The 8178-nt window shown below is 71.9% G+C and carries 9 protein-coding genes; 3 read left to right on the top strand and 6 right to left on the bottom strand.

Features of this window, described 5'->3' with window-relative positions; genetic code table 11:
* Positions 1-317 precede the first annotated feature (317 nt).
* Both alr and ABEB00_RS30465 read right to left on the bottom strand, forming a co-directional pair.
* Positions 318-1484 carry an alanine racemase gene (gene alr, locus ABEB00_RS30470; RefSeq protein WP_345623809.1) on the bottom strand — a complete coding sequence of 389 codons (1167 nt, stop codon included), beginning with the start codon at positions 1482-1484 and terminating at the stop codon, positions 318-320.
* Positions 1485-1499: 15 nt separating this feature from the next.
* A complete protein-coding gene (locus tag ABEB00_RS30465) occupies positions 1500-2960 on the bottom strand; it encodes an NAD(P)H-hydrate dehydratase (protein WP_345623808.1) in 1461 nt (486 codons plus the stop codon).
* Positions 2961-3016: 56 nt separating this feature from the next.
* Between ABEB00_RS30465 and ABEB00_RS30460 the strand changes: the two genes are divergently transcribed.
* Positions 3017-3139, top strand: coding sequence for a hypothetical protein (locus tag ABEB00_RS30460; protein ID WP_345623806.1), 123 nt, complete (start codon positions 3017-3019; stop codon positions 3137-3139).
* A 32-nt stretch (positions 3140-3171) separates the two neighbouring features.
* Here ABEB00_RS30460 and ABEB00_RS30455 read toward each other — a convergent pair whose 3' ends face one another.
* The 3 genes from ABEB00_RS30455 to ABEB00_RS30445 all read right to left on the bottom strand — a co-directional run bounded on the left by ABEB00_RS30455 (position 3172) and on the right by ABEB00_RS30445 (position 5049).
* Entirely contained in the window at positions 3172-3543 is a 372-nt protein-coding gene (locus ABEB00_RS30455) for a holo-ACP synthase (protein WP_345623804.1), read from the bottom strand.
* Positions 3544-3575: 32 nt separating this feature from the next.
* A complete protein-coding gene (locus ABEB00_RS30450; RefSeq protein WP_345623803.1) occupies positions 3576-4547 on the bottom strand; it encodes a hypothetical protein in 972 nt (323 codons plus the stop codon).
* Between the two features lie 79 nt (positions 4548-4626).
* Positions 4627-5049, bottom strand: coding sequence for an ATP-binding protein (locus ABEB00_RS30445; RefSeq protein ID WP_345623801.1), 423 nt, complete (start codon positions 5047-5049; stop codon positions 4627-4629).
* A 221-nt stretch (positions 5050-5270) separates the two neighbouring features.
* On the opposite strand from ABEB00_RS30445, the gene ABEB00_RS30440 reads away from it, so the two are divergent.
* Positions 5271-6122, top strand: a complete 852-nt coding sequence (locus ABEB00_RS30440) for a helix-turn-helix domain-containing protein (protein ID WP_345623799.1) — start codon at positions 5271-5273, stop codon at positions 6120-6122.
* 6 nt (positions 6123-6128) lie between these two features.
* A complete protein-coding gene (locus tag ABEB00_RS30435; protein ID WP_345623798.1) occupies positions 6129-6353 on the top strand; it encodes a DUF397 domain-containing protein in 225 nt (74 codons plus the stop codon).
* On the opposite strand, the gene glmS is transcribed toward ABEB00_RS30435, so the two are convergent.
* Positions 6314-8161: a glutamine--fructose-6-phosphate transaminase (isomerizing) gene (gene glmS, locus ABEB00_RS30430; RefSeq protein ID WP_345623797.1), complete on the bottom strand. Its 1848-nt coding sequence runs from the start codon at positions 8159-8161 to the stop codon at positions 6314-6316. The genes ABEB00_RS30435 and glmS overlap by 40 nt on opposite strands.
* Positions 8162-8178: the final 17 nt, after the last annotated feature.

Here is an 8178-nt window from a genome sequence, read left to right as displayed (position 1 = left end):
CCCGCCGCGACCACGCCCAGCGCCGCGCCGGCCAGGCCGGTCGCCCGGCGCCAGCCGCCGGCCGCGGCCTCCGCGGCGGAGGCGACGGCCGCCGCGGCGACGTCCGCGACGGCCTCCCCGCTGCTCTCGCTCACCTGCCCGCTCCTCCTCGCCCGCGCCGTGCGGTCGGTTCCCTCATGTTCTCTGATTCACCTGGACGGACGCATCATGCACACGATCACGTACGAGGTCACGCGTACGGTCGCGCGTACGGTCACGCATGCGAATACGCGTACGGTCATCTGTCGTCTGTGCGGACGGGACGGTGGTCCGGCCGGTCACTCGTTCACATAGACGCGGGGAACGCGTGCGCCGATGCGCGTGACGATCTCGTACGCGATGGTGCCGGCGGCCTGCGCCCAGTCCTCGGCGGTCGGCTCGCCGTGGTCGCCGGGCCCGAAGAGCACGGCCCGGGAACCGGCCGCGGGCTCGTCACCGCCGAGGTCGACCACGAACTGGTCCATCGCGATGCGGCCCGCGACCGTCCGCCACTTGCCGTCCACCAGGACCGGGCCGGTGGAGGAGGCGTGCCGCGGGACGCCGTCCGCGTAGCCGAGGGGGACGAGGCCGAGGGTGGTCTCGCCGGGGGTCGTGTAGTGGTGGCCGTAGCTGACGCCGTGGCCGCCGGGGACGTGCTTGACCAGCGCGAGCGAGGCGGACAGCGTCATCGCCGGGCGCAGCCCGTGGTCGGCGGGGGTGCCCAGTTCGGGGCTGGGCGAGATGCCGTAGAGGGCGATGCCGGTGCGCACCAGGTCGAAGTGGGACTCGGGGAGCGTGAGCGTGGCCGGCGAGTTGGCGAGGTGCGTCACCTCGGGGCGCGCGCCGCGCTCGCGCGCGTAGGACGTCATCTCGCGGAAGACGGTGAGCTGGGCGGCGATGGAGGGATGGCCGGGTTCGTCGGCGCAGGCGAAGTGGGACCAGAGGCCGGTGATCCGGAGCAGTCCCTCGTGTTCGGCGCGCAGGGCCGTGCCGACCAGTTCGGCCCAGTCCGGGCCGGGTTGGCAGCCGCCCCGGCCGAGCCCGGTGTCGGCCTTGAGCTGCACCCGGGCGGGGCGGCCGGCCCGGCGGGCGGCGTCCGTGACCTCGGCCAAGGCCCACATGGCGCTGACGGAGACGTCGAGGTCGGCCTCGATCGCCGCCTGCCAGGGCCCGCCGGGGGTCCACAGCCAGCACATGATCCGGATGTCGTCGGGCAGTCCCGCCCCGGCCCGCAGCGCGAGGGCTTCCTGCGGGGTGGCGGTGCCGAGCCAGGTGGCGCCGGCCTCGACCGCCGCGCGGGCGCAGGGGAGCGCGCCGTGGCCGTAGCCGTCGGACTTCACGACGGCCATGAGGGCCGCGCCGGGCGCGTGGGCCCGCAGGGCGCGTACGTTGTCCCGCACCGCGCCCAGATCGATCTCGGCGCGAGCCCGCAAGGTGGCGGCCCCCTGGGCCTCTGTCTCACTCATGGTGCCCCCAGTCTCTCAGGCCCCCCGGTGGACCTCCCCCACCTCCCGCCAGGCCCTCCGCACAGCCAGTGCCACGTCGTGCGCCCCGACCGGCGCTCCCGCCGCCGCGAACCTGCCCGCCAGCCCGTGCAGGTACGCCCCCACGCTGCCCGCGTCCACCGCCGGCAACCCGGCCGCCAGCAACGACCCGGCCAGCCCCGACAGCACATCCCCGCTGCCGGCCGTGGCCAGCCAGGGTGTCCCCGTCGAGTTGACCCGTACCGGCCGGCTGCCGTCCGGCCCGGCGACCAGCGTCGTCGACCCCTTGAGCAGCACCGCCGCCCCGTACCGGCGCGCCAGTTCCCGTACCGAGGCCAGCCGGGCCCGCTCGACCTCGGCCCGGCCGACCCCGAGCAGCGCCGCCGCCTCCCCGGCGTGGGGTGTCATCAGGGTCGGTGCCGTCCGTGCCCGTACCGCTTCCGCGTCCGCCAGCCGCAGCCCGTCCGCGTCGATCAGCACCGGGACCTCCGCCGCGAGCACCTGCGCCACGGTTTCGGCGTCGTCCCCGGCCCCCGGTCCGACGACCCACGCCTGCACCCGCCCGGCCCGCTCCGGCCCCTGGTCGGACACGAGGGTCTCCGGGAACCGTGCGATCACCGCGTCCCCGGCGGGCCCGACGTACCGCACCGCACCGGCCCCGCCCCGCAGCGCCCCTGATACGGCGAGTACGGCGGCGCCGGGATAGCGGGCCGATCCGGCGGCGATGCCCACGACGCCCCGCCGGTACTTGTCGCTCTCCGCGCCCGGCACCGGCAGCAGCCGGGCCACGTCGGCGTGCTGCAACGCCTCCAGTTCGGGCTCCCCGGGCAGCGCGAGCCCGATGTCGACGAGCCGTACCGACCCGGCGTACTCCCGCGCGGGATCGATCAGCAGCCCCGGCTTGTGCGCCCCGAACGTCACCGTGACGTCCGCCCGGAACGCGGCCCCGCGCACCTCTCCCGTGCCCGCGTCCACCCCGCTCGGCAGATCGACGGCGACGACGGCGGCCCGCGCCCGCCCGGCCGCCTCGGCCAGCGGCACCGCCTCCGGCCGCAGCCCGCCCTCGCCGCCGATCCCGACGATGCCGTCCACGACCAGGTCGGCCCGTTCGATCAGTTCCTCGGCGACGGCCGGGGAGGCGACCCGGCCGCCCGCCCGGCGCAGCGCCGCTAGCCCCCCGGCGTGCGCCCGCTCGGGGGCGAGCGGTACGGCCGTCACCCCGGCGCCGCGCCGGGCCAGCCGCGCCCCGGCGTACAGGGCGTCACCGCCGTTGTCGCCGCTGCCGACCAGCAGCACGACCCGGCTGCCGTAGACCCGCCCGGACACCTGGCCGAGCAGTTCGGCGCAGGTGGCGGCGAGTCCGGCCGCCGCCCGTTGCATCAAGGCCCCTTCGGGGAGGCGTGCCATCGACTCCCGTTCGGCCGTCCTGACCGTCTCCACGCTGTACGCAGTACGCATGCCATCGAGTCTTCCCGACGAGGGCCGGTGATCACCGCATCGGCGAAGATGTCCCCATGGCCGATGACGGCGACCCGGCGGTGAGGGTGCCGGACGTGTTGAGCGCGCTCGGCCTCCGTCCGCGCGCCCTCCGCCGGACCCGGGGCAGCACGCCGGCCCAGTTGAGCCGGACCATCTGAACGGACCCGTCCCTCCCCTCCCCCTTCCGCCCTCACCCTTCCGCGATGACCACCGCCGAGGCCACCCCGGCGTCATGGCTCAGGGACACGTGCCAGGAGGTCACGCCCAGCTCGGCCGCCCGCGCCGCCACCGTGCCGGTCACCCGCAGCCGGGGCCGCCCGCCCTCCTCCACGTACACCTCGGCGTCGGTCCAGAGCAGTCCGGCGGGCGCGCCGAGCGCCTTGGCGAGGGCCTCCTTCGCGGCGAAACGGGCGGCCAGGGAGGCGACACCCCGGCGCCCCCCGCCCGGCAGCAGCAACTCGCTCTCCAGGAAGAGCCGCCCGGCCATGGCGGGGGTCCGCTCCAGCGACGCGGCGAACCGCTCGATCTCGGCCACGTCGATCCCGACCCCGATGATGCTCATGCCGGGCACCCTACGGGCTGCTCCGGCCCGGCTCAGCCCGAGCCGGCCCCCACCTTCCCCTCGTCCGGCTCGTCACCGTCGCCGTCGCCGAAGAGGTCCTCCACCCGCTCGACGGTCACGGCTCGACCGAGCCAGACGTCGAGACGGTCGACGTCCCCGCATTCGGTGACACGCGTACGCACGTCGTCGGAGACGGCCAGACCGCGTACTTCGAGGACACGCAGGACGCTTTCCGCCCTGCCTTGGGTCATGCCCTTGGCCTGGCCCGCGGCCTCTCCTGCGGCCTTGCCCTTGGCCTCTCCGTCGTAATAAGCCTCCTCGAAGACCGTTCCCCGACCCGGGAAATAAGAAATGACCATCTTTTCCAGCTCCCTCCACGTCTCTCGGGCCGGAGTGTCCTCCAGGCCCACTTCCACCAGTTCTGCCCAGTACTTGGCAGTGGGTTTGTCGAACGACCGCATTCCGCGGGCCAGCAGATCGAGTATGGCGTCGATGCCCTGGCTTTCGCTGTGCACGATGGCGGAAAACGTCGCCAGTGCCGGCTGCCGCGCCACCACCGCCTCGTCGGTGATCTCCGGAACGGTGTCCGGACCGAGCACGAAGGGGCGGGTGACCTGCGATGTCCAGGACTTGACCCGGCATTCGAAGGGTCCCGCCGCCCAGACTGCCGTGGACTTGTTGCGGCAGACCACGACGAGCAGCACCGGAAGGCCGAACTTCGCACGCAAGTACGCGACGTAGTAAGACCAGTTGATGCCCTTGTCGGGGGCTTTCCGCGTCTGAGCCTCGATGGCGAGGAGAAAGCTCTCCCCCTCCGACGGCTCGACCTTCAGCACCGTGTCCACCCGGCGCTCCAGCGGCTTCAGCTCCGTGGCGTCGGGAGTGATGAGTTCGATGTCCGCCTTGGCGGGCGGCGGCATACCCAAGGCGTCGAAGATCGGTGTGAGTACCTCCGGATGGTCCTGAAAGATTCGGTGAGAGGTCTCGTGGGTGGATGTGACCATGTGCACAACCTATTTCGTGAGAAGCACCGAATTCCAGGCAAACGGAGTACGTTCACCCTTTCGAGCGTCGCTGAAACGTTCACGCCACCCGCTCACCGCCGCGCAATTCGCACCAGATGTATTTGCCGCGCTCGTTCCCGCGGCCCAGCGAATGCCAGCCCCAGCCGTCGGCGCAGGCCCGCACCAGGTCAAGGCCCCGGCCGTCCTCCGCGTCCACGCCCCGGTCGAGGGGGAGCGGCGGCTCCGGAGGGGACGGGTCCGCGTCCCAGGCGCCGATCCGCAGCACGCCGTTCTCCGACCAGCGCACCCACAGGGCGGCCGGCCCTCTCGTGTGCCGGACGGCGTTCGAGACCAGTTCGGCCGCGAGCAGCTCCGCCACGTCGACCAGGTTGATCAGGCCGTGCACCGTGAGGATCAGACGGAGGGTGCGGCGGCAGACGGTGACGGCGCGCGCGTCGTTGGGGATGTGGAGGGAGTACTCCCACGGGCCGTTCTCGGGCATGCGGCGGCTCCATCTGGCGTGCGGGTGGTTGAGGTGGTGACCGGTGTCGATGCCGCATCCGCGCGAGGGCGGGACGGAGCGGTGCACTTCCGGCACCCCGGGTTGCACAGAGTGCGCGGTACGTCACCGAAGCTAGGTCTAATCGCTTAAGTCTGGCAAGCCGCCCGCGTAATCTGACTCCGAACGAGTCGCGCCCCCTGGCGCGTTGAAAGGAGCACCGGATGGCGTTACGGCGCGAACCAACGGCACGTCAGATGCGTCTGGCGGTCGAACTCCGCAGACTTCGTGACGCCGCAGGGCTTGCGACCCGCGAAGCAGCAGCACTGCTGGGAGTGAGTTCCGCGCAGATCAGCCAGATCGAGATGGGCATCGCCGGCGTCAGCGAGAAGCGTCTGCGCCGCCTCGCGGGCAACTACTCCTGCACAGATGAGGCGCTCGTCGATGCCCTGGTCGCCATGGCGACCGATCGGACGCGCGGCTGGTGGGAAGAGTACCGGGGCTTGCTCCCCACGCCGTTCCTCGATCTGGCCGAACTGGAGCACCACGCCGTGTTCCTGAGGGAGGTCCAGTTCCTCTACATCCCCGGACCGCTTCAGACAGAGGATTACGCCCGCGCCATCTACGGCGACAGAATCCCCGAGCTGCCCGCCGAGGATCTGGAGTTGCGCGTGCGGCACCGGATGCAGCGGAAGGTGGTCTTCGACGGCGGCGAACCCACGCCGTACGAAGTGATCATCCATGAGGCGGCTCTTCGTATCAGGGTCGGTGACCGTGCCACCCTGCGAACCCAACTCTCCGACCTCCTCGCACGCTCGGAGGCGGATCACATCAGCGTGCGGGTCATCCCCTTCGATCTGGAAGGCTTCGGTGGGTCCTGGACGCCCATCATGTTGGCGGGTGGTGCCGTACCCAGGCTGGACACCGCTGTCGGTGACGCACCGCACACGACGGTCCTCATCGATTCAGAGGCGCAGCTCAGCGTCCTTCGAACACTCCTCAGTAGACTGCAAGCCGCGTCGCTGGACCGCGTGCGTTCGCGTGACCTCCTCCACCGCTTGGCCAAGGAAGTGTGAGTACTCGTGACCACCCCCGGGAATTGGCGCACGTCCTCATACTCCGGTGCCGGCGACGGCAACTCCTGCGTCGAGATAGCCGACACCCCCACCCACGTCGCCGTCCGCGACTCCAAGAACCCGGCGTACGCCACCCTCGCCTTCCCGGCCACCGCCTTCGCCCCCTTTCTCAGCGCCCTGAAACCACCCGCTCACTCCACCGTCACCGACTTCGCCAGGTTCCGCGGCTGATCGACCTCGTTGCCGCGGGCCGTCGCCAGTTCGCAGGCGAAGACCTGGAGGGGGACCGTCGCCACCAGGGGCTGGAGCAGCGTCGGGGTGGCGGGGACGCGGATGAGGTGGTCGGCGTACGGCGCCACCGCCTCGTCGTTCTCCTCCGCGATGACGATGGTGCGGGCGCCCCGGGCCCGGATCTCCTGGATGTTGGAGACGATCTTGTCGTGCAGTACGGACCGGCCGCGCGGTGACGGTACGACCACCACGACCGGCAGGTCCTCCTCGATCAGTGCGATGGGCCCGTGTTTCAGCTCGCCCGCCGCGAACCCCTCGGCGTGCATGTAGGCGAGTTCCTTCAGCTTCAGCGCGCCTTCGAGGGCGACGGGGTAGCCGACGTGCCGGCCCAGGAAGAGCACCGTGTCCTTGTGGGCGAGGGAGCGGGCGAGTTCCCGTACCGGCTCCATCGTCTCCAGCACCCGTCCGACCGCGTCGGAGACCCCCGACAGGTCGCGGACGACGTCACGGATCTCGTCCCCGAACTTCGTGCCCCGGACCTGTCCGAGGTAGAGCGCGACCAGGTAGCAGGCGACGAGCTGGGTCAGGAACGCCTTGGTGGAGGCGACGGCGACCTCCGGCCCGGCGTGCGTGTAGAGCACGGCGTCGGACTCGCGCGGGATGGTGGAGCCGTTGGTGTTGCAGATGGCGAGCACCTTGGCGCCCTGCTCGCGGGCGTGCCGCAGCGCCATCAGCGTGTCCATGGTCTCGCCGGACTGGGAGATGGCGACGACCAGCGTCCGCTGGTCCAGGATCGGGTCGCGGTAGCGGAACTCGCTGGCCAGCTCCACCTCGCAGGGAATCCGCGTCCAGTGCTCGATGGCGTACTTGGCGATCAGCCCGGCGTGGAAGGCGGTGCCGCAGGCGACGATGACGACCTTGTCGACCTCGCGCAGCACGCCCGGCGGGATGCGCACCTCGTCCAGGGTGAGCGAGCCCGACCCGTCGATCCGGCCCAGCAGGGTGTCGGAGACCGCCTTCGGCTGCTCGGCGATCTCCTTGAGCATGAAGTAGTCGTAACCGCCCTTCTCGGCGGCCGAGGCGTCCCAGTCGACGCGGTAGGCGCGGACCTCGGCCGGGCGGCCGTCGAACCCGGTCACCGTCACGCCGTCCCGGCGCAGCTCCACCACCTGGTCCTGGCCCAGCTCGACGGCGTCCCGGGTGTGCGCGATGAACGCGGCCACGTCGGAGGCGAGGAAGGACTCGCCCTCCCCGACCCCGACCACCAGCGGCGAGTTGCGGCGGGCGCCGACGACGATGTCCGGCGCGTCCGCGTGCGCCGCCACCAGCGTGAACGCGCCCGCCAGCCGTCGGCAGACCAGCCGCATCGACTCGGCCAGGTCGGCGCAGGAGGAGAACTCCTCGGCGAGCAGATGGGCGACGACCTCGGTGTCCGTCTCGGAGGCGAGGTCGTGACCGCGGCCGGCCAGCTCCGCCCGCAGCGCGGCGAAGTTCTCGATGATGCCGTTGTGCACGACGGCGACCCGGCCCGCGTTGTCCAGGTGCGGGTGGGCGTTGGCGTCGGTGGGGCCGCCGTGCGTGGCCCAGCGGGTGTGCCCGATGCCGGTGGCGCCGGCCGGCAGCGGGTGCTCGCTCAGCTCCTTCTCCAGGTTGACGAGCTTCCCGGCCCGCTTGGCGGCGGCGATCCCGCCGTCCGCGAGCACGGCCACGCCCGCCGAGTCGTACCCCCGGTACTCCAGTCGCTTCAGTCCGGCCAGCACGACATCGAGCGCCGACTGCGACCCCACATATCCTACGATTCCGCACATGCCCGGCAGCTTATGGT

It is taken from the genome of Streptomyces ziwulingensis, assembly GCF_039542605.1.
Lineage (GTDB): Bacteria > Actinomycetota > Actinomycetes > Streptomycetales > Streptomycetaceae > Streptomyces > Streptomyces ziwulingensis.
This window is presented reverse-complemented; position numbering and strand designations above follow the sequence as displayed.